General features: G+C 48.8%; 15 protein-coding genes and 1 pseudogene. 14 read left to right on the forward strand and 2 right to left on the reverse strand.

Features of this window, described 5'->3' with window-relative positions:
- Positions 1–322: 322 nt before the first annotated feature.
- The 3 genes and pseudogenes from AB5Z25_RS09480 to AB5Z25_RS09490 all read left to right on the forward strand — a co-directional run.
- Positions 323–997: pseudogene (locus tag AB5Z25_RS09480) on the forward strand (glycoside hydrolase family 25 protein); the annotation flags it as partial.
- 66 nt (positions 998–1,063) lie between these two features.
- A complete protein-coding gene (locus AB5Z25_RS09485) occupies positions 1,064–1,867 on the forward strand; it encodes a PspC-like choline-binding domain-containing protein (protein WP_368135413.1) in 804 nt (267 codons plus the stop codon).
- Between the two features lie 99 nt (positions 1,868–1,966).
- Positions 1,967–4,108 (forward strand): C39 family peptidase, encoded by a 2,142-nt coding sequence (locus AB5Z25_RS09490; protein ID WP_368135408.1) that lies wholly within the window; start codon positions 1,967–1,969, stop codon positions 4,106–4,108.
- 61 nt (positions 4,109–4,169) lie between these two features.
- Here the strand turns inward: AB5Z25_RS09490 and AB5Z25_RS09495 are convergent, their stop codons facing one another.
- Together AB5Z25_RS09495 and AB5Z25_RS09500 are read right to left on the reverse strand one after the other, a co-directional pair.
- Entirely contained in the window at positions 4,170–5,111 is a 942-nt protein-coding gene (locus AB5Z25_RS09495) for a DMT family transporter (RefSeq protein ID WP_117655878.1), read from the reverse strand.
- Between the two features lie 2 nt (positions 5,112–5,113).
- Entirely contained in the window at positions 5,114–6,886 is a 1,773-nt protein-coding gene (locus tag AB5Z25_RS09500) for a phosphotransferase (protein WP_199412404.1), read from the reverse strand.
- A 165-nt stretch (positions 6,887–7,051) separates the two neighbouring features.
- Between AB5Z25_RS09500 and AB5Z25_RS09505 the strand changes: the two genes are divergently transcribed.
- The 11 genes from AB5Z25_RS09505 to istA all read left to right on the forward strand — a co-directional run.
- Positions 7,052–9,223, forward strand: coding sequence for an NlpC/P60 family protein (locus tag AB5Z25_RS09505; RefSeq protein WP_118227256.1), 2,172 nt, complete (start codon positions 7,052–7,054; stop codon positions 9,221–9,223).
- 42 nt (positions 9,224–9,265) lie between these two features.
- Entirely contained in the window at positions 9,266–11,335 is a 2,070-nt protein-coding gene (locus AB5Z25_RS09510) for a L,D-transpeptidase family protein (RefSeq protein ID WP_195192260.1), read from the forward strand.
- Between the two features lie 373 nt (positions 11,336–11,708).
- A complete protein-coding gene (locus tag AB5Z25_RS09515; protein WP_347479385.1) occupies positions 11,709–12,656 on the forward strand; it encodes a glycosyltransferase in 948 nt (315 codons plus the stop codon).
- Positions 12,657–12,700: 44 nt separating this feature from the next.
- The gene (locus AB5Z25_RS09520; RefSeq protein WP_124786114.1) at positions 12,701–13,945 is read left to right on the forward strand and encodes a lipopolysaccharide biosynthesis protein; all 1,245 of its coding nucleotides are present in this window, start codon (positions 12,701–12,703) and stop codon (positions 13,943–13,945) included.
- Between the two features lie 4 nt (positions 13,946–13,949).
- The gene (locus tag AB5Z25_RS09525) at positions 13,950–14,810 is read left to right on the forward strand and encodes a LicD family protein (RefSeq protein ID WP_158564979.1); all 861 of its coding nucleotides are present in this window, start codon (positions 13,950–13,952) and stop codon (positions 14,808–14,810) included.
- A 33-nt stretch (positions 14,811–14,843) separates the two neighbouring features.
- Complete coding sequence (locus tag AB5Z25_RS09530; RefSeq protein ID WP_117786524.1) at positions 14,844–15,989, forward strand: glycosyltransferase family 4 protein; 1,146 nt, start codon at positions 14,844–14,846, stop codon at positions 15,987–15,989.
- 112 nt (positions 15,990–16,101) lie between these two features.
- Complete coding sequence (locus AB5Z25_RS09535; protein ID WP_158564980.1) at positions 16,102–18,078, forward strand: DUF2142 domain-containing protein; 1,977 nt, start codon at positions 16,102–16,104, stop codon at positions 18,076–18,078.
- 315 nt (positions 18,079–18,393) lie between these two features.
- Positions 18,394–19,140: a glycosyltransferase family 2 protein gene (locus AB5Z25_RS09540; RefSeq protein WP_117786522.1), complete on the forward strand. Its 747-nt coding sequence runs from the start codon at positions 18,394–18,396 to the stop codon at positions 19,138–19,140.
- Positions 19,140–19,493, forward strand: a complete 354-nt coding sequence (locus AB5Z25_RS09545) for a DUF2304 domain-containing protein (protein WP_117786521.1) — start codon at positions 19,140–19,142, stop codon at positions 19,491–19,493. Before AB5Z25_RS09540 ends, AB5Z25_RS09545 begins: the two co-directional genes overlap by 1 nt.
- Positions 19,494–19,859: 366 nt before the next feature.
- Entirely contained in the window at positions 19,860–21,593 is a 1,734-nt protein-coding gene (locus AB5Z25_RS09550) for a hypothetical protein (protein ID WP_368135410.1), read from the forward strand.
- Positions 21,594–21,738: 145 nt separating this feature from the next.
- On the forward strand, positions 21,739–22,542 hold an 804-nt coding region (istA, locus tag AB5Z25_RS09555; protein WP_368135411.1), incomplete at its 3' end, for an IS21 family transposase.

The raw sequence follows: 22,542 nt of genomic DNA on the forward strand, positions 1-22,542 counted from the left end.
GGTGGCCATTATTCGGTGACCGGGATTGGTCAAAATAGTTTGACTATTAGCGGCTAAAATCGCCCGGCGCTAACAAATCTTTCACAGCCATGCTGTAAGCTAAACGCAAACAAGAACGAATGACGAGGTTTACATGAGCAAACATCTTAAGTTATTTTCGGCATTGTTGGTGCTGATGGTCCTTGCGCCCATTTCTGTGTTTGTTTTCCCCTCGAACGCGGAAGCTGCGCGGTCCCTAGTTGAGAATTCCTGGCGTTATGAGGATGGGCAATTGGTCGCAGAGGATGCTTCTTCCGAAGAAGATGGAATAGCCTTATTGTCCATGGACATTCTTCCCGATGGGGCTACGGCGCAGGGCATCGATGTCAGTGAGCATCAAGGACGTATTGACTGGAATGCTGTTAAGGCTTCTGGTATCGATTTCGCTATTCTGCGTGTTGGATTTGGCGCTCCATCTTGGGGCGGTCGAGTTGACTATCAATTTAATCGAAATATTTCTGAGTGCGAGCGACTCGGAATTCCCTACGGCGTCTATATCTATTCATATGCTTTTGATAATCAGCAGGCAGCCGATGAGGCATCAATGGTGATCAATTGCCTTTCTGGACATAATCCAAGATTGCCGGTGTATTACGATCTTGAGGATAACTCGATAATTGCAAATGGACGTCAAACCGGAATTGCATCGAGGGCGCAGGTTTTTTGTAATAGGATTTCTGCCGCAGGATATGAGCCTGGTATTTATGCAAATTTAAATTGGTTTAACAACATTTTGACTGACTCTGTATTTAAGAGTAGCTCTTGGGATCATTGGATTGCTCAATATAACTCGCAATGTGACTATACCGGCAATTACAGTTTTTGGCAGTATAAGAGTAACGGAAAAGTCCCTGGAATCAACGGCAACGTTGATATGAACTACGCGTATGTTGATGTCTCCCTTTATCATTGGCAACTAATTGACAGCACCTGGTATTATGCAGCCTCCAACGGCAAGGCGTATGCCGGATGGTTGTTTCAGAGCGGCACGTGGTACTGGCTCGAGCCCGACGCGGGCGGTGCCATGGCAACCGGCCTTCACGAGTGCAACGGCTCCCTGTACTGGTTCAATTCGTCCGGCGCCATGGCGACCGGGTGGGTCCTCGACGGCGGGACCTGGTACTACGCGACTGGCTCCGGCGTGCTGGCGCGCGGCCCCGTATCCGTCGGCGGCGTGCCCTACTGCTTCGACGCCCGGACGGGGGCCATGCTGACGGGCTACCAGACGGACGCGCAGGGCGTCCGCCGCTACTTCGGCAGCTGCGGCCCCCTTAACGGCTGGGGCCTCGTCGACGGCTCCTGGTACTGGTTCGCGAACGGCATCGCCTCGACCGGCTGGCTTTACACCGGCGGCTCCTGGTACTGGCTCGACCCCGACGCGGGCGGCGCCATGGTGACGGGCCTTCACGCATGCAACGGCTCCGCATACTGGTTCAACTCCTCCGGCGCCATGGCGACCGGGTGGGTCCTCGACGGCGGGACCTGGTACTACGCGACTGGCTCCGGTGCCCTCGCCTCCGGCTGGCTCAACCTAAACGGTACGTGGTACTGGCTCGATCCCTCGACGCACGTCATGGCCACCGGGCTCCATGGGTGCAACGGCTCCATGTACTGGTTCAACGGCTCCGGCTCGATGGCGACCGGATGGGTCCTCGACGGCGGAACCTGGTACTACGCGACGGGCTCCGGCGCGCTGGCCTCCGGCTGGGCATATGTCGGCGGCGCCTGGTACTGGCTCGATCCCTCGACGCACGCTATGGTTACTGGTGTTCAGCAGATCGACGGGGCACAATACTCTTTTGCTAGTAATGGTGCTTGGCTCGGCTAGCAACTCTTCTTTAATTGCTTTTTTCTAATTACATATTGCTCTTAGCTATCCATTTGTAGACTATGTTTATGTAAAAATTGGTTACTACTGGGGGCTGACATGGCAAGGAAAAAGCGAATAACATTAATCCTAATCATTCTTTCAACTCTACTGCTCGCTGGGCCCGGTGTGGTTGATATCGCGAACGCAGAATCCATAAGCTCCTCCATCCCTACTGATTTTGAGCAGCAATCCGTCTCCTCGACTCTTAATTCTTCCGATTCAATCAATGATGGGTCTGCTCAAGAATCCGTTAAATGGAATCAGGGTTGGAATTCGTTTGACGGTAACTGGTTCTATGTGGATTCAGTTAATCCGGTCTCGCTGCATTCTGGCTGGCTCTATACCAATGGGGCCTGGTACTGGCTCGACCCCTCGACGCATGCCATGGCCATCGGGCTCCATGAGTGCAATGGCTCCGCGTACTGGTTTGACGCCTCCGGCGCGATGGCGACCGGGTGGGTGCTCGACGGCGGCACCTGGTACTACGCGACGGGCTCCGGCGCCCTCGCCTCCGGCTGGCTCAACCTAAACGGTACGTGGTACTGGCTTGACCCCTCGACGCACGCCATGGCTACCGGCTTTCACGAGTGCAACGGCTCACTGTACTGGTTTAATGCGTCCGGCGCGATGGCTACCGGATGGCTCCTCGACGGCGGTACCTGGTACTACGCGACGGGATCCGGCGCGCTGGCGCGCGGCCCCGTATCCGTCGGCGGCGTGCCCTACTGCTTCGACGCCCGGACGGGGGCCATGCTGACGGGCTACCAGACCGATGCGCAGGGCGTCCGCCGCTACTTCGGCAGCTGCGGCCCCCTTAACGGATGGGGCCTCGTCGACGGCTCCTGGTACTGGTTTGCGAACGGCATCGCCTCGACCGGCTGGCTTTACACCGGCGGCTCCTGGTACTGGCTCGACCCCGACGCGGGCGGCGCCATGGTGACGGGCCTTCACGTGTGCAACGACTCAGCGTACTGGTTCAGCGCCTCCGGCGCGATGGCGACCGGATGGGTGCTCGACGGCGGGACCTGGTACTACGCGACGGGCTCCGGTGCCCTCGCCTCCGGATGGCTCAGCCTAAACGGTGCATGGTACTGGCTCGACCCCTCGACGCATGCCATGACCACGGGCGTTCAAACTATCGGATCATGTGAATACATATTTAATAGTACCGGCAAGATGATGGCTAATTGCTGGTCAAACGGTGATGGGTCTTGGATGTATCATTCGTCATCCAGCGGCGCAATTGACCTTAAAGGCATAATGACCGATTCGGGAATCCAGCTGATTGACGATGACGGTAATGCCAGAACGGGCTGGATTGAGAGTCAGGGTTCTCGATATTATTGTTCTGCTAATGGGGTAATTCTGACTGGATGGCAGCAAATTGCTGGGTCTTGGTATTACTTTAACTCGGATGGTCGAATGGCGACCGGCTGGCTTAACGATGGCGGTAACTGGTACTGGCTAGATTCCGCTTCTGGCATAATGAAAACGGGATGGCTTTCCCGTGGGGGCACATGGTATTACCTTGATGCCGCACGTGGGGGAGTAATGTTGAGCAACGGTTGGTATTGGATCGGCTCTACTGACTACAAGTTCAGTTCATCCGGCGCAATGGTTGGCGCTTGGGTCGATGTCCCGTGCTATTCGCAGTACCCGGAACTTCCTACTGGCTGTGAGTCGGTTGCCCTTACAAACTTGCTTAACTACTATGGTTTCGGTTTAGGTAAGACGATTATTGCGGATTACTATTTGCCCAAGGGAAGTAATGGCAATTTTGTTACCGCTTTTGATGGCAATCCAAGGCGTAGCAGCGGGGGTCTCATGGGATGCGTCGCACCTGCGATTACTATTGCTGGTAATAACTTTCTGCGTGCTGCTGGAAGTGCCAAGCAGGCAAAAGACGTCTCTTTCTCGTCAATTTCTTCCATTAAGAACAGGCTGACCTGTGGTCAACCTGTTGAGATGTGGAATACCGAATGGGGAAGTTGGCCAGGAGGCCGTTATGCTGCGCGTTGGTATAACGGGCATTCCTATGGTCTGTGGGGCGGTAATCATGCCGTAGTCCTTAAAGGCTATGATGACGAGCAGGGAATTGTCTATCTTTCGGATTCGATTAACGGCAATGTTACGCGAAATGCCCAAGTGTTCTTCGGCACGTGGCAACAGATGGATAGCCAGGCCGTGGTAATTGAATAGCCATGATGCTAAAAGGGGAGAGCTCGACGAGCTCTCCCCTTTTGCTACATTGTTAATCTAGCTACGCCGTCTTCTTACGTCCAAATAGTTCGTCCCAGTTACTGGCTGCCAAAACTGTTCCGCATACAATTACAACGCAGCAGATTACGGATGCCATGTCGGGAATTGTTCCAAGCAAGATCAGGCCAAAGACCACTGACCATGCCGAATAGGAGATATTCAGAGCCATCGCACGCGCTGCTCCGATTGCCGCAATGCCCTTGTAATAGAACAGATAGGATGCAGTTCCTGCGAGTCCGGCGAGTGCAATAATCAATGTGGGCATGCTTGGGATAGCGCCCAACGTGAAATGCCATGCTCCGAAGAGGGGGAGTACGAGCGCTCCATAAACAAGCGCACTTGTAGTTTCGCGGATTTGCAAAGCTGTTTCGTCATCAACGGCATCATCTTTCATTCCCCATGCGCACAGCACCGCTTCGGATCCCCATCCAATAACGGCAAGCACTGCGCCGAGTAAGCCGAGGGGGGCATTTGCAATCTCGCTCGATCCGGCCGATAGATAGCCCATCGTCATTACACCGCAAAGAGCAACGAGAAGGGAAAGAATCTGGCCTTTGCCCATTTTCTCCTTCAGCAGTACGAAGGAAAGGAATGCTCCGACTGCGGGATAGAAGGCGGAGATGATTGCCGTGTAGGCAGCTCCGATGTTATTAATTGCCAATACGTAGCCGGTCATTCCGATAGGTCCACCGAGTAGGGCGCCGGCGATGACGACCTTGCCCGAACGAGTTTTAAGTGCAGCGAGCGTGTCTTTTAGTCTGCCTCGGACTCCCATGTAGCCAAAGAGCCAAATTGCACAGAAGGCATCATGGAGAAAGGATCCCGCAATGGAGGCGCATGCAAGCGCTTCCGCCGATCCAATATAGGGCGCAAGCGCCAAGCCGATTCCAAGAATTACTGTATCAAGGCCCCAAAGAAGACCGCTAAAAAAGCCGAATTGCATCGTTACTCACCTTTCCGATAGATCTCCAGTGCCTTTTTGAGGTATTTGGCACCGTAATTGAAGTAGATATAGAGCCATTCGCCCACGAAGTCGCCTTCGGCTTCTTTCAGAAGAGACCAGAGGTACCAGCACCATCCTGCAAGGGCAATGTGCGCATAGTTATGCGCAATTTCGTTGTTTGTTGCCTTGCGCCCAAAATATGCATCAAGCGCGCGGTCGACTTCATCTTCGGAAAGCTCGCAGCAGACACTGCATGTTCCAAAATCGTTTGCGTAATCGCTCATGCCAGCATATTCCCAGTCAATGAGATAGTACTTGTCGTTCTCATCGATAAGGAAATTGAGGTAAAAGAAGTCATTGTGGCAAAGGCATTTTGGTGCATTATCGGCCTGTACAAAGTGCTCCAATTCATCGATTTCGGCGGACATTTCCCTGTAGCCTGGAATGTCGATGGGACCTTTTTCCAGAAGAAGTGATTCGTAGCGCTTCGCTTCGAGGTAGAAGTCAAATTCGGTTTCAACATTTGCACCACTCTCGTGAAGCGAACGACACATCTGCATCATTCGATTCATTTGGGCAGGATCATGCGGGTCAGGCTGCTTTGCGTTGGGTACAAACTTCGAAATTTTCCAACCACGCTTTGGGTCCTCATGAATGAACGTGTCGTCAAGGCCGAGCTCCTTGGCCTTTTTAAGTGCGGCTACTTCTCCATTTCTGTTAATAAGCAGTTCGGTCCCGACTCCCGGATGGCGGTAAACGTACTCTCCGTCATTGGTTCTAAAGTGGCACGATAGATTCGTAAGACCTTGTTTAAGGGGATAAACGTCGTGAATCTCTGATTTGGAGCAGCCGAGCACTTGCTCGATGTTATCGAAAATATCGGAGTCAACGTTTTCGATAAAATGCGGATCAAAGGCACGCAGCTCATCAAGAGAATCGAATTCGTTGATCTCGCCCTCAGGATACTTCTTGATAACCATATCGAGCTCCTTGATGTGCTCGATATATAGATCTTCCCAAAGCTTGTCCGTTGTTTCGGGCTTGTTATATTCCGTTTCGAGAATCTGCTTAAATGCAAGCGAGAAGGCTTTATCAAAGTAGACATGTCCGAGCATATACCAAGCATCGGAACCGCCAATCGTAACATTGGTAATTCTGTCCATTGCTCCGGTTTGAATGCACCATTCTTTGGTGGCGCCTTCAGCATATTGAGCAGAATAAAATGCTTTCCAAACGTATGCTTCGAACGGATTGTTTAGAAGGTAATCATCGCTTGAGCAAATATAGGTGTTGCCAAGCCGCTCTTTTACGCACATAAGCGATGCGTGGTTATTTTTGGATGCATATTCGTTGTTGACGACAATCGAGACGCCGAACTTGCTTTCGAGATAGAAGAAATATTCTTTTTTATAGCCGACAACGACGGTGATATTGCTGATACCTGCGTCTTGCAGCTGCCTAATCTGTCGCTCAATGAGGATCTCACCACGTACTTTTAAAAGGCCTTTGGGCTTTTCATACGAAATGGGAGCAAAGCGGCTCGAAAGCCCCGCAGCCAATATCACTGCGTTTTCAACCTTATAGGGATGAAGCGCTTCGTAACCGCCGTCGGTTAGGCTGTCCGATTCGAGAAGCCCCTCATTCGTGAGCTCTTTATTCGCTGCGTTTACTGATCCAAGTGAAAGGCCGGTGCGCTCGGCAACTTCTCGCTGGCTGGCATATGGGTTCTTTAGGTATTCGTACAGAACTGTAAAGTTACGCTTGGTCAGTTCCACTGCAGGCCTCCAATTAAGATGTTCATTGCTTAGGAAAAGAATAGAATGATTGAACGATATGTTCAATCAATTGTATTTAGCTACATAGACTGAACAGAAAGTAGCGAAAATCAATCTCGAAAGGTGGATTAAAATAACTAAATAGGATATCTGGGAGGGTCGCTTATGTATCGATTCGAAAAGAAGGCCACGCTTGTTTGTGCTGCTGCGTCATTAATCACTGCTTGCTGCTTGCCCCTGAGTGCGAATGTCGCGTTTGCACAGGATTCCGTTGAGGCTCAGAGTATTGAGTCAAAAGCGGATTTTTCTTCTGTGGTTTCCGATGATTTGCAACCTGATAATTCTTCCGTCATAAAAGATGGCTGGCAACGAGACGAGTCGTCTGGAGTTTGGTATTACGGAAAAAACGGTAAACACCAAACTGGCTGGCTGCAAAGCGGGGGCTATTGGTATTGGCTTGATCCGGCCAATGATGGTGCAATGCAGACAGGTTATTTCAATGTGACCGATGCTGGCGGATCGACTGCTTCGTTTTATGCGAATGACGGCAATGCCGCAACGCCTTTTGGCGCGCTATATCAGAACTGCTGGCTACGTAACTCAGATGGAAATTGGTTTTATGCCAATGCTGGAGGCGATTTAGCTGCTGATTGGTTTTATCAAGACGGCACATGGTATTACCTGGATCCTGCCACCCATATAATGCAGGTTGGTTTTGTCGACCTCGGGAGCGGGAAATACTATTTAGATGCCACTGGTGCTATGAAAACCGGCTGGATTCTCGTTGACGGGAATTGGTACTGGGCATATCCATCGGGCGCACTTGCTTCGTCATGGCAGACGATAGGTGGGACTCGCTATTATTTTGACTCTCAGACGCTGGCTATGTTCAAAGGTCGTCACGAGATCGATGGAAGTACCTACATTTTTGGCGACTATGGCCTCGTAAATGGATGGTTCAAAGATGGAGTAGATTGGTATTACTGCTCTAATGGTATTGCGGTCACTGGCTGGCAACTCGTTAACGGAACCTGGTATTATCTCGATCCGGCTTCCGACGGCAAAATGTCTGTTGGGTATTTAGACCTTGGCAATGCAGCATATTATTTGAATTCGAATGGGACTATGGCTATTGGTTGGGCTCAGTCCGAGGACGGCTGGTATTTTGCCTCTGAATCTGGCGCGCTTATTTCTGGCTGGTATAAAGAGGGCGTGAGTTGGTATTACCTGGACCCTGCTAGCCATCTCATGAAAACGGGCTTATTTGAGGTGGGCGGCAACGATTGTTTCGCAAACCTGAGCGGTAGACTTGTGGTGTCAAGCTGGATTACCGTTAAAGACGGCGTAGAAAGATATGCCGATGGCAATGGATATCTTTGCAAAGATGTGATCCGCGAAAACGGTACTATCCTAAAAACAGCTGGAGCTGATGGCTGGCAGGTTGCGTCCGGTTGGGTTAATGTTGCAAATCAAAGGTTTTATGCTGAGCCCGGAACGGGCGTCATTCATCGTGGATGGCTGCAGATTGATGGCGATTGGTATTGGCTTGATGCCGATTCTGGTGCGATGAAAACTGGATGGGTTTTTACTGACGGTGCATGGTATTACCTAAACGCCGACGGAAAAATGGCAACTGGTTGGAAATGCCTCAATGGAACATGGTATTACCTTGACTCCAACGGCAGCATGCATGTTGGCTGGCTTAAAGATTCGGGTAAGTGGTATTGGCTAGACGGCAGCGGTGCTATGGCAACAGGCGCAAGAACCATCGATGGCGTGCGTCGAATTTTCTGGAGCGATGGCCAGTGCGACAAGGTTGGCTGGCAAAATCCTCCGCAGTATCCCCAGGTCAGCTCTTGGACTGTTCAGTTGCCTAGCTACTGCACTGGCTACTTTACCTATGTGACTCCTTCTCGCATTTCTGTCGAAGCGACGCGGGAAGATTGCGTGAATGCCTTTATTCAGCGTGCTTACGAATATATCGGTACGCAATATATTGAGCCTTGGTCTACCGCTCCCGGCGGGGCTGTTGATTGCTCTGGTTTTGTCTTGCAATGTCTTTATGCTACTGGCATGGATATGGGTGTTTACAACCCTTATAACCATCGCTGGGATCCAAGCCAAACCTACAATTCGATGAATTGGTATCGAAGCAACATCTTTATGCCCGTGAGCACCAGCTCGATTCAGCGTGGCGATGTGATTTATTATCGCGGGCATATCGCAATCGCACTTGGCGGCGGTATGATGATTGACTCCTGGCCTCATCAGGGTGTCGGTATTCATCCCGTCAGCGCTAGGGGAAATGTGATCGGCGCAGCCCGTCCGTTTATCTAATTGATTCCTTGTAAGACAGTCGGTACCGGTTGGGGGCCTGAAATGAATGCTCGGATTGATCATCGAATTTGCTGGCGAGCAATCGGCTTGGTGCTACTATCCGCCTCGCTCTCGGTTTTCGCCCCCGCGTTTTCTTGCACTGCTTATGCCGTGGAAGAGGGGGCGGATAACGATATCGTAGAGCGCGACTCGACGGAAGGGTCGGGTGCTTTTGTCGGCGGTGGTCTCGCTCAAGATTCCAACGATTATGCTGGCAAAACAGCGGAAGATTCGAATCCACAGGTTGTCGAAAGCCAAGACTCGTCGACGACGGAAAAACTATCTGGATGGCAATGGGACGGTTTGTCCTGGTATTACTATCTTGACGACTGCCGTTTGACCGGAATGCAGAATGTTGACGGCTCGTTGTTTTATTTGGACCCCGCTCGTGACGGCGCGATGAGTTGCGGCTGGATTTTTACTGACAATAAGTGGTATTACGCGAGTCCATCAGGCGCTTTGGCAAATGGTTGGCAGCTTATCGGAGGCCAATGGTACTGGTTTGACTCCCTTGACGGCTGTTCCATGGTTACTGGGCGACGTGTTATCGATGGGCATCCTTATCTTCTTGGAACCTATGGACTGATTAATGGATGGTGTCTTGATAACGGTTTATGGTATTGGGGTAGCAATGGTGAAGTCTTAACCGGTTGGCTTCAAACTGGCAATAACTGGTATTGGCTTGATCCCGCCAATGATGGTGCTATGTCTAGGGGAATCGTTTCCGTTGGCTCATCACGTTATTATTTATCGGATTCCGGTGCAATGGCTGTTGGTTGGGCGTTTGATGGTACGGACTGGTATTACGCAGACGGTTCCGGCGCACTTGCGTCGGGCTGGCGTTCGGTGAACGGCGCTTGGTATTGGCTCGATATCGCAAATGACAATAGAATGGTTACCGGCTTTTTTTCCATCGGATCGAATCGGTATCATTTTTCTTCAACGGGAGCGCTGTCACTCGGCTGGTTTATGAGCGATGGAGACTGGTATTACGCTGAGCCATCTAATGCATCGGGTATTGTAAAGACGGGTTGGCTGAAGGACGGTAGCCAATACTATTATCTTGATCCTGCCGTCGACGGCAAAATGCTGCTCGGGCATTTTTCTGTAAATGGGAAAAGCTATTATGCAAAAGGCTCAGGCGCTGTTGCTTGTCGTGAATGGGTAGATGTCCAGGACTCGGTTCAGGATGGTCCGTCTAAGGCTTTTGCTGGTTCTGACTGCTCGTTGTGCGGAACATTGCGCAATGGGAAGTTATTTACTTCAAACGGCGATGGCGAATTGGTCGAAGCGCGCGGTTTCGTGACGCTTGGTGGCTGCATTTTCTATGCTGATCCGACTAATGGCTCCTTGAGCGTCGGCTGGCAGAACGTTAACGGAAAATGGTACTTCTTTGATGAGACCGCTGGCTATGCACGATCTGGCTGGCTGAGCAAGGATGGCTCCTGGTTCTATTTAGATCCATCTACTTACGTTATGAAAACCGGTTGGGTTGCCGTTAACGGATATTGGTATTACTTGAATTCGTCTGGTTATATGCAGACGGGATGGCTCAATTTGGGCGGCACCTGGTATTGGCTTGATGCTAGTGGGGCTATGGCTACTGGCTGGCGCGTTGTGGACGGATCCTGGAATTACTTCATGGCTAACGGCGCGTGGGTGTCAGACTATATGGACGCTAAAGCTCAAAGTTATTCAAGCAATACAAATTGGCTGATACTTGTCGATACGTCGCGTTGTATCACGAGCATCTACACTGGGTCATGGAATAATTGGTCCTTAAACCGTCGATATGTATGTTCGACGGGAAAAGCCAGTACGCCAACTGTGATAGGGGAGTACCAAGTCTACGGAAAGGGATACTCCTTTGGGCATGGATATACTTGCTATTACTACACACAGTTCTACGGTGATTATCTATTCCATTCTTCGCCCTACTACGTCAACAGTAACCGGGTGATGGATCCCACGATGGGCGTTCCATCCTCTGCAGGATGTGTGCGCCTTGAGATCCAGAACGCAAAATGGATTTACGATAACATTCCTTATGGAACAAAGGTTGTTACCTATTGATATTGGACAAGTGTCTTTAAAGGTGGGAGAAAGACACTGATTCTTAAGGGACTCTTTTCCAATTGAGGTGCTTTGATTTGGCAAGCGGTTTCATGAGAAGGCAGTCATAAACTGTATGCACTTCCGGTGCGCAGGATTTTAATTCTCTACGAGCTTCCTTTTCAGATTATTTTGAAAAGCCAACCATCTCGCTCCCTCTAGGGGGGCGAGATGTCGGTGTTGGTGTTAAAAATTACGGGAGCACCATTCAATTTGCCGCCATGTATTATCTAAAGGCCGAGCCTTCTCCTGTCTTTTTTGAGCGTAATAAACAACACCTTAAATCTCTAATGATTGCTTTGCTAATCTTGAAAACATGACTTTGGGAGGATTTTTGGAAATAGAAAAGGGAAATGGTACAGGCGTATGCGTACTTCTTTCAGCATATAAACCTGATCTTAAGTTTTTCGCCGCTCAACTTGATTCGATTGATGAACAAACGTTTCCGGTTACGCTTTTGGTCAGAAATGACTGCCCCGAATCGGCCTCTTTAGAGGGGTTTATCCAAGAGCATATAAAGAAAAACGCCTATCGTTATTATCATGGCGATAAAAATCTCGGTTATGTCAAATCGTTCGAGGCACTACTCTCTTTGGCAGAAGGGGATTACGTAGTATTTTGCGATCAAGATGATATTTGGGAGCCTAACAGAGTTCAAGTTTCGCTCAACCATATGCTAGAAGAAGGCTCAATTCTTGATGTTTGCGATAGATCGGTAATCGACGAAAACGGAAACATGCTGGTAGAGAGCTACAGAAAAGCTCATCCAAATTCGCCTGAAGTAAATTGGTGCTCCGGAGAGGATATTACTATTCAGGCTGCAAGTGTATGCTACGGCATTGGTATGGCTCTCATGCTAGATGCGAGTGCTGCTAAGTCGATGATTCCCTTTCCGGAATCCACTGCACATGATTTGTGGTTGACATTGGGCTGCAGCGAACTGGGGAAGTGCAGTTTTACAACGACTCCCTTGGTTAAGTATCGTCGACATGGCGGGAATGAAACTGGATTCCTTGCGGGTGTTGCTTCAAAAGACGATTGGTATTTAACAAGAGTTAAAAACAGGGTTGATACAGCTAAGCAATTTGCCGAAAGATTTCCTGATTCACCGCACCTAAAGGAAATAATGGGGTTCGCCGATGCAAGAGAGCGACGCTCCATAATTGGCTTGCTTAAATATCGACGAGCTTGCCCGTCCATTGCTAAAGCTGAAATCATTATGCGACTTGTACCGAATTGGCTGTTTCTTTTGATTTTAAACATGATTAAAGAAGCAAAATAGCTTCGTATCCGAATCGCGACTTGTTCAGAAGGGCGCTTATATTTGTGGAAGCCACAGAGAAGACTCTTTCGATTAAACACAATATGTTCTGGAATACCGTTGGCTCGTTGACGAATTTAGGCTGTCAATGGCTAATCACTATATTGGTCGTTCGACTGTCTGATGGATATAGTGCTGCTGGAATTTATTCCCTTGCTATGTCTATTTTCAACATGTTTTCTCAATTGGCCCAATACAGGATGTACACGGTACAAATTGCAGATGTTGAAAGGAAAAACTCTGCTGGTGAATACCTGACTTTTCGTTTCTTTACTACGTTTATGGCGTTTGCAATGTTGGCCGTCTATTCCATTGCGACGTGTCGTATTGATACGGTGCCTGCTGTTCTTTTGTATGCTCTCTATAAAACCGCCGGCTTAGTTATTGATGTCATGCATGCCAATGATCAGGTTGGCCATAGGATGGACTATATTGGGAAATCCCTCATAATGCAGGGCATTGGTTCTCTCCTTTCGTTCATTGTTGTCTTTGGGCTGTTAAATAGCCTCGAAGGTGCATTGTTGCTAATGACGGTAGTGACTATAGGTATCGGTGTTATTTACGATTATCCGAGATCAAATCGAATCTCTGCAATCAAACTTGGAATTACCCAAGCGAAGGTCAGAGCTTTCCTATGTGGCTGTTTGCCCATCGTTCTGGGCGGCATTGCTGCTTCTGCGGCGCCGAATATTCCAAGGCAGTATTTATCTTATACATTCGGAGATTCTGCTCTAGGCATTTATGCATCAGTTGCTGCTCCCGTGGCAATTATCCAAATGGGTGCGACGTATATCTATAATCCTTTATTAGGTTATTTAGTAGAGCGTTACTATTCTAGGGAAAAGTCCTTTTTTACGCTTATAGGTAAAATACTTGCCGGTATTTTATTTGTCGGCGTCATATCAGCAGTTGCGCTTTTCTTTTTCGGCAAATTATTGCTGTCTTTGTTTTATGGCGCTGGAATAGCCAAACATTCTGATCTCCTTCAGCCTATGTTGGCTTGTGCCTTTTTGACTGGCATTGCTTGGTTTGTCAACGATTTGCTGGTTTCTCTTGATAACTACCGAGGGGTATTTGTTGGCAGCATATTGTCCTTAATCAGTGCTGTTGCTGTCATGGCTCCCGCGCAAGTGTTGTTTGGCTTAAATGGCCCTACTGTAACGGCGCTTATATCCAATGCTATTTGCCTTATTTATCAGTCTTTTGTTTTGGGGAAACAGACGCAAGAATGGTTTGGGGAAAAGAGATAGGCCGATGATGTCTAAAGCTCACGCGCTATTAAAGCTTCAAAACACTGAATTGGATATCCTTCAGGTTGTCGCTGCATTCTGCTCTAAGCACGGCATCAGGTGGTGGCTTGATGGCGGAACATGTTTAGGAGCAATGCGTCATAGGGGGTTTATCCCTTGGGATGATGATATAGATATCGGAATGATGCGTTCAGACTATGACCGCTTTTGCTCTTTAGCCGAGGATGGTTTACCGGAAGGATATTCGCTCCATACATCGCGGAATACTATTGGCTATGCTGCGATGTTTGCTAAGGTGTATCGCGATGAAACTCGCTTCGAGAATCAGGAGGCTCGAGAGGCTTCCAGTTCGATGGGTATTTTTGTCGACATCTTTCCATATGACCAGCTCTATACAGATAAACGCCTTCGTGCAAAACAAGTCCGAACTGCATCAATTGCACAGAAAAGAGCTTATTTATATCACTCTTCTTCCATTGTTGTCCCTCATAAAGGGTTCCTTGGACAACTCGAGCAAATTGGTTGTTCTGCTATACACGTAGTGGAACGACTGGTTTCTCGAGGCGCATGCTCTTACCAGGATTTGTTCGACTCCTGTATTGCCGACTCAAATACGGGTGAGGTCTCTGATTATTGTCTGACGTTAAGCTGGCCGAATATGGCGCCAGTGCCTATTTCAGAGATTTTCCCTCTGAGCAGTGCGGTTTTCGAAGGCAGTGAATTCCCCGTTCCTCGTATGACGGATAAATATCTTACAACGATGTATGGCGAATGGAAGAAAATTCCGGAGCCGGAAAATCGACATACCCATCTTCCTCTTCTGCTTGACTTTGGGGATGGTGAAGTCTGGACTGCGCAGAATTAAGGATATGAAATCTTTACCAGATGAGGTTATGTAATGAGTTCTTCTATTTGTATTTTCACCCATCATTATCACCCGCAACTTAGTGGAATTGGTAATTTTGTCGATGGTCTCGCTCATGCCCTAGCTGCCCGCGGCGACAGGGTGGTTATCGTTACTAATGATTCAATGCGCGTAGGAGTCGGTCATTCAGTCGAAAACGGTCTCGAGATAATTCGGCTTCCATGTATTTCATTGCTTGATGGAAGGCTTCCTCTTCCCAAAAAAACCGGCGATTATTACCGGCTCCTGCAAAGCCTTGATGATTATGAGTGGGACGGCGTACTTATCAACACGAGGCTTTTCCCCCTCTCACTCGAAGGGCTGAAGTTTGCTGTGGATCATAACACTAGGGCCGTCGTTCTCGACCATGGTTCAGCGTATCTTTCTTTCAATCAGCCATTCCTTGATTATTTTGTGCGCCGATATGAGGATTGGATTACTGATCGCGTAAAGACGTTTGAACCTGATTTCTATGGGATTTCTTCTAAAAGCGTTGAATGGCTTCAGCATTTTAATATCGGTGCAAAGGGCGTAATATCGAACTCAATCAATGCTTCAATTTATAGGAGCATCTCTTCGGGTAGAGATTTCCGATCAGAATTAGGTGTCCCTCAGTCATCTTTAGTTGTGGCTTTTGTTGGGCGGTTTATTCCTGAAAAGGGAATTTATTCAATTATTGAGGCAGCTCGCGCAAAGGATATTACCAAGCGTGATATTTGTTTTGTTCTTGCAGGGGATGGTCCGCTGGCCAATGAAGTCAAGGAAGCCTGTTCGTCGAACTTGTTTTGGCTTGGGAGATGTAGCGCAGAGGACATTTCCTCCTTACTTCAGCAAGCAGATGTGCTTTGTCTTCCAACTCGGTCCGAAGGCTTTTCGACGGTACTTCTTGAGGCTTCAGCTTGCGGAACGCCTGCTGTGGTAACAGATGTGGGTGGCGCGCACGAGCTTATTCCAGATGATAGCTACGGCACGATAATTCAGTCCATGTCATCTGATGAGGTGGTTTCGGCATTATGCAGGCTTTTTGATGATCGAAAGCTGCTTTCTCTACAGTCTCGAAACTCTAGGGCCCTTGTTGAAAATCGATATAGCTGGGACGCCACTGCTATAGATGTCGAGAAGGCGTTTTGTATTTGCTAAGTGATACTTGGCTGGCTTTTACTTAGCTTTTGAGTGAAGTTGGATCTAAGACCCGAATTTGTTATTGTCGACTTATCCTATTCGATTTTGTCTTTAGTTGGAGATGCACGTTTTGAATAATCCTGCAATTAAGAAAAGCGAGTACGCGCTTGCCATCTTTGGGCTGGGACTTCTTTTGTTAGCTGTCGCGACATCATTGCACTATAAGAATTTAAATCTATTCATTCTTGAACTCTTTTGCGATGTCGTTGCTGTTGCGTGCTTATATTTGCAACCGAAATCACAGTCGAGCGGTGATGCTATTCGTCAGATAACCGTTCTCGTCGCGTCCAGTATCCTCAGCAGCTTTCTGCTAGTTTTCATCATATTGGCTGGCGCGAAGACGTTTGGCCCCTTCGGTCTTGGTGCATGGAATATCTCAGGTCTGGTTATATGCTTTCATTTAGTTTTAGCGTTCCAGGGAATTGAGCTTTGCTATGGCCTGATGAAGAGCTTCGTAACCTCGGTTAAGAAAACTGATGCTAAGAAGTGTTTCTTTTATTTGGCGGTTTTTGTTGGCTTTGCTGTTTTAATCGCTTTTATTGGCATTCCGCTCGATAAGTCAAAGACGGTGTTGTTCGCGTCTGCTTTGCCCATTACGGTTTTGATCGGATTGATTGCTATTAATGGGGGCATTTCTTATCTGAAGCCCGAACTGTTCGCTTTCGCATGCATTGTCTCAATTGGTCTATCCGTAATTATTTGCTTTCCTGTTACAAATTTTTTGACATGGGATGATGAGGTCCACTATGGAAATGCAAACAGTTTTTCCTACCTCACAAATGCTGAAATAACAAATTCTGACCGAATGATAGTCGAGCAGTTTTATATGGGGGACGGCTTTAGTTTGGATGCAGCTTTGGGTAAGTACCCAATAGATGAAACAAGAGAGTTTAACCGTGGCTCTGTTGAGCAATTGGTCAGAGAGGCTGATAAAAATGATTTAGCTGAAGGTATCGAACGTTTTAATTGTTTTGATAGTGTGGCTCTTTCTAAAATTGCCTATATTCCTTCATCTATCGGCCTTTGTTTGGGTCGCTTGCTTCATCTCCCATTCTCTATCAAATTTGCATTGGGTAAAATTTTTAATTTGTTTGCGTATGCAGTTATCTGCGGAATCGCAATTCGTATAGCCCCTTGCAGAAAATGTCTTTTCACTTGTATTGCGTTGTTCCCGTCTGCTGTGTTAATGGCAGCCAGTTACTCGTATGATCCCTGTGTGATATCGTTCAGTTTGCTAGGAACAGCTCTTTTGTTGAAGATGCTTATTTCTGAAGAGGATATTTCTGCTAAAACGTTCTTCGCATTTCTACTATCTTTTGCAATCGGGTTTGCAGCTAAAGCGATTTATTTTCCCTTATTTGGACTTGCGCTTTTAATTCCTGCAAATAAATATGTTTCAAGCAAGCAAAGACGTATCTTGATTGGTACTGCTCTATTCGTTTGTGCCATTATGATCCTATCTTTCTTGACGCCATATTTCTCATCTGTCGTAAATAATATTTCTGATGCACGTGGTGGCTCCGAAGTCTCTACGGCTGGTCAAACGACGGGAGTGCTTGCAAATCCAGTTGGAACTATAGCTGTAATCTCGAATTTCGTTTTTGGATCGATGCTGACCCCGGCGTTTCTCAATTCAATATCAACGAATATGGCTTATCTTGGGGACGTGTCTAATCTGTTCCCATGGCTTTCGTATCTCCCCATCATGCTGTTTGAAGCTATTTGCATTATTGATAATGAAAAAGATACTAAAATAAAGCTTAGCCGTTGCGGAATTGTTTGGACTCTATTCCTGGTTCTTGCTACTTGCCACCTAGTTGCTTTGGCTCTATACATCGCTTTTACAGGAGTTGGAAGCCAGACAGTTGCGGGTGTCCAAGCGCGATATCTCATACCTTTGATAATACCTTTTGCCTGTCTATTGCTCAGGTTCCCTATTTACTGCGATGAGGAGGTGAAGGCTAAAGTTACAGCCTTTATGCTCGGGGCTCCATTTGCGCTGCTGTATTTTGTGATGTTCGAGCTTCTGTATATCCGTTTTTTCTAAATTAGCGATATAGGTCATGGTTATAGTAGGAGTGGGCAATTAGTTGGATTCGATTGGATCGAATGGGACGGCGTTGAGGGTTCGCTCAGGACATGCGCCCCGTATTTGAGGCAGAACTGCAAGGGGTCCTTTTCCTGCGGTGATGGATGGGGACTCCATGTGTGCTCTAGTTGAGCAAGCTAAATATCTAAGCTTGAGATGTAACTTCCTATTGGTTAGACAGGATACAGTAAACTTAAGTCTGAGTTAAGCTATGCGTTGGACTGTAAGAGTCGCAAATTCTTTGGGCGTCGCTAAGAGCCAACTGTTTTTGGAATGGATGAATCTCGATTGTCTTTTACTTCAACGACATGTTCAAAAGGACATCTGCGTGTTCTCGTAATAATTCCTGCCTATAACGAACAGGAGTGCATTCTCAATACCGTTGCAGCTATAAAAGCTGCGGGTTATGACTATGTCGTAATCAACGACGGCTCACAAGATACAACGCTTGAGCTTTGTCGAGAGCATGGTATCAACATATTGGATTTGCCGCAGAACCTTGGTATCGGTGGAGCGGTCCAAGCGGGCCATAAATATGCCCAGAGATTTGGCTATGATATCGACATTCAGGTTGACGGCGATGGCCAACATGATCCTTCTTATATTCCTGAGCTTGTAAAGCTGATTGAGAGCGGTGCGAGTTTGGCGATAGGCTCTCGATTTCTGGTTGAGACTGATGGTTTTCAATCAACTTTTATGCGTCGTGTTGGAATCAGGTGGCTTTCATTTTTGCTCGAGTTGCTTACGGGTAAGGTGGTCACCGATCCCACTTCTGGCTTTAGGGCCTGCAATAAAGATGCTATCGACCTGTTCTGCAAGAGTTATCCTGATGACTACCCGGAGCCAGAGTCGATTGCTTTGGCTATGAAGCTTGGTCTTCCCGTTATGGAAGCGCCTGTAAAGATGAATGAGCGCCAAGGTGGACGTTCATCTATCGGGGGCTTCTCTTCCGTCTACTATATGGTCAAGGTTACGTTAGCCATTGTCCTTGTGTGCTGGGTTCATAGGGGAGACAAATAATGAATCTTATTTTGAGGATTGGTGCGGCCCTCTTTTTCGGCGGATTCCTCGTCTATGTTTTACGTCTCGTGTCCAACGGAAAGATGCTTCTTAAGTACTCTTTGCTGTGGATTTTGATGTGTATGGCGGCCTTGATCTGTGATTTATGTCCTCAGATTATTTATAGTTGCTCAACAGCTATTGGGTTTGTCAACCCGGCCAATTTCCTTTTTTTGGGTGCAATCGTGCTGTTGCTTGCAATCTCTCTGTCTCTTAGCGTTGCCGCGAGTCGTCATGTTTTGGCGATCAAAAACCTTACTCATAGGATTGCCCTGCTCGAAAAAGAGCTTGAGAAAAGGTCTGATCATGAATGAGCTCAATACATGGTTTGATTCAGTTCCTTCGGCTATCCCTCATTAGGGCTCCTAAGTTTGTGCACCATTGATCGCGCTCGACTGCTGGTTGTGGATTGTCTAACAAATAGACAATCCCTATGTTGAGTGTCTTATCGTTTTATCTGGTGCAACGTATCAAGCGAGTTGTCTTGCATATTAATTAATTTGGGAACTGCATCTCTGGGTCGACTGCATCTGGATATTCAAAGGTTAATTTGATTTGGCGAGAAGAGAAAAATGATGAAAAATCGACATCTGAGTTTAATCAGCGTGGTTTGTCTAACATCTATTTGTTTCATCTCTCTTTTATGGCCCGCAATCGCATTTTCATTAACTGAAGATTGCGTGGCTGAAGGCACTGATGGCTCTTTGGTTCAATCGGGTCAGGAAGCATTTGGGACATCAGGTAGCGATCGTTTGACTTTGGATTCCGATAATTTCAAAGCATCTATCGATTCGTCGATATATGAATATACTGGCGATGTGATTACTCCTGATGTCTCTGTTTTGACTGCCAGCGGTTCTGTGCTAGCAAGCGGAATCGATTATGAAGTCACGTATTCAGATAATGTTGCCCCTGGCTGCGCCACTATAAGAGTGAATGGGCTAGGGAATTACGCCGGCGTTACCTCTCAACTGTCGTTCCAGATCGTTCGTTCCTCTGATAATAACATCGCTCTTCCTGGTTCTTGGGCCTACCAAAACGGTAAATGGTGGTGGAGATATGAGGCTGGTGGTTGGCCGTCAAACTGTTTTCTGTCCATTAGAGGGGCGGAGTATTATTTTGATTCCGAAGGTTATGCAGCTACTGGCTGGAAATACTTGAACGATGGCTGGCATTTATTTTCTAACTCCTGTGCACATTTGAAGGGATGGGCTGCCACCGGTGGGCGCTGGTTCTACCTTGACGAGACATCGGGTTCAATGAAGACCGGCTGGGTTTTAATTGATGATAGCTGGTACTATTTGGACAGTTCGGGCGCTATGCAGACCGGGTGGTTACTCCTTGGCAATACTTGGTACTGGCTTGAGCCTTCTGGATTAATGGCTACGGGCTTTAGGCTTGTTAACGGCTCTTTGTATCATTTTTCCGAATCCGGTTCTATGAGCTCCGGTTGGTTTATTAACGATGGGGCATGGTATTGCTCCAACGCATCGGGAGAGATTCGTACCGGGTGGTTTTACAATGGTTCTAGCTGGTATTTGCTAGACCCCAATAATAATGGCGCCATGCTGGAAGGATTTCAAACTGTAAATGGCTCCATTTATTATTTGGATCCGGATAGCGGCGGTGCATTAAAGTGCAACACTTGGGTCTTCTCACAAGATGAAAACGTATATTATGCGTGCAGCAGTGGTGCGATTGTGCTTTCGGGCGTCAAGGACGGCGCGGGTGGAATTAAGCTCAGGGATCCCGAGGGAAAGCCTGTCGCTGGCTGGTATTGGTCCTCAGCTGCACAGGTGTGGTTTTACACAGATTCAGACGGGGTGCTGCAGCACGGTTGGCGATTCATTGACGGTAGGTGGTATCACCTCGACAACGAATCTGGCGTTATGAATACAGGCTGGTTCCGCGATGCTGACAGGCTATGGTATTACCTTATGTCGTCAGGTCAAATGGCAACCGGCTGGAACAGTATCGATAATGGCGAGTATTTCTTTAATGCAGCTGGTGCTTGGGTAGAGCCCGAACGTTCTGCCCACACTTCCTCTCAGTCTCAAATTGTTGGCCGCTGCTACAACGTTCCTTCTCCTGGAGTGGGGTTGTGCTCGGAGTGGGTTAGCGAGGTTTTTTATCCCGCGCTAGGGTCTTATCCCAACGGTGACGCATGCGACATGTTTTGGAATTGGTGTCACAGTCGAGATTTATCGCAGCTTAAGGTTGGAATGATAGTTGCGGTCCCTACTCATACGCATACAAATGCGGGGGCTCGCTGGGGACACATTGCTATTTACGTCGGTAACGGTATGGTTATGGATAACATCGGCTACATCAGGACGACATCACTGGCCTGGTGGCTGAACTACTACCACACTACCGCTACGCCTCAGTGGGGCTGGGTTTTAAATGAGTCCTAGGCCCTTTCGACACCACCTATATTGCGAATCAGCACCGCCGCCCACCCGACCGAATATTGCCGTTCGGCACCGCCGTTAAATGCCTTCCCGCGCATCCCCGTTACGCTCGGGCTGCCATGCAGTCCAGAGAACGAGGAGGTTCCACATGGCGAGAAGGATCAGGGCCAGGGAGGTCCTGAGGCTGAGGTCGGTGAACGGGCTTTCGCAGAACGCGATCGCCCGCACCGTCCACGTCTCGAAGCACAGCGTCCAGGACGTGCTGGAAGCCGCGAGGGAGCGGGGCGTCTCCTGGGAGGACGTCGAGGGGATGTCCGAGGAGGCCGCCTACGCGCTGCTGTTCCCCGGCAGGGGCGACGCCGGGCCGGTGCACGCCGACCCCGACTGGGCACGCGTCCACCGCGAGCTCGCGAGGACCGGCGTCACGCTCAAGCTCCTGCACGCGGAGTATGCCGACGGGTGCGCGGAGGCCGGCGCGCCGTCGATGTCCTACGACAGGTTCTGCAAGCGCTACCGCCAGTACACGGTGTCGCGCAACGTGGTGAGCCGCGTCGGGCACAAGGCGGGCAGGAACATGGAGGTCGACTGGTCGGGGCCCACGATGCGGCTCGTGGACCCCGCGACCGGCGAGGTCAGGAAGGTGTACCTGTTCGTGGCCTGCCTCCCGTTCAGCCGGTACAGCTACGTCGAGCCGACGCTCGACATGAAGCAGGATACATGGCTGCTGTGCCACGTGCACGCCTTCTCCTTCCTGGGAGGCGCGACGCCCTGCATCGTCCCCGACAACCTGAGGACCGGCGTCACCGCCCACCCCAGGGCCGGGGAGCCGGTCCTGAACGCGGCCTACGAGGAGCTCGCCGCGCACTACGGCTCCGCCGTGATCCCGGCGAGGGTCAGGAGGCCCCGCGACAAGCCGAGCGCCGAGAACGAGGTCTGGGCCGCCGCGACCTAC

The organism is Collinsella aerofaciens (genome assembly GCF_040910325.1).
GTDB lineage: Bacteria > Actinomycetota > Coriobacteriia > Coriobacteriales > Coriobacteriaceae > Collinsella > Collinsella aerofaciens_BL.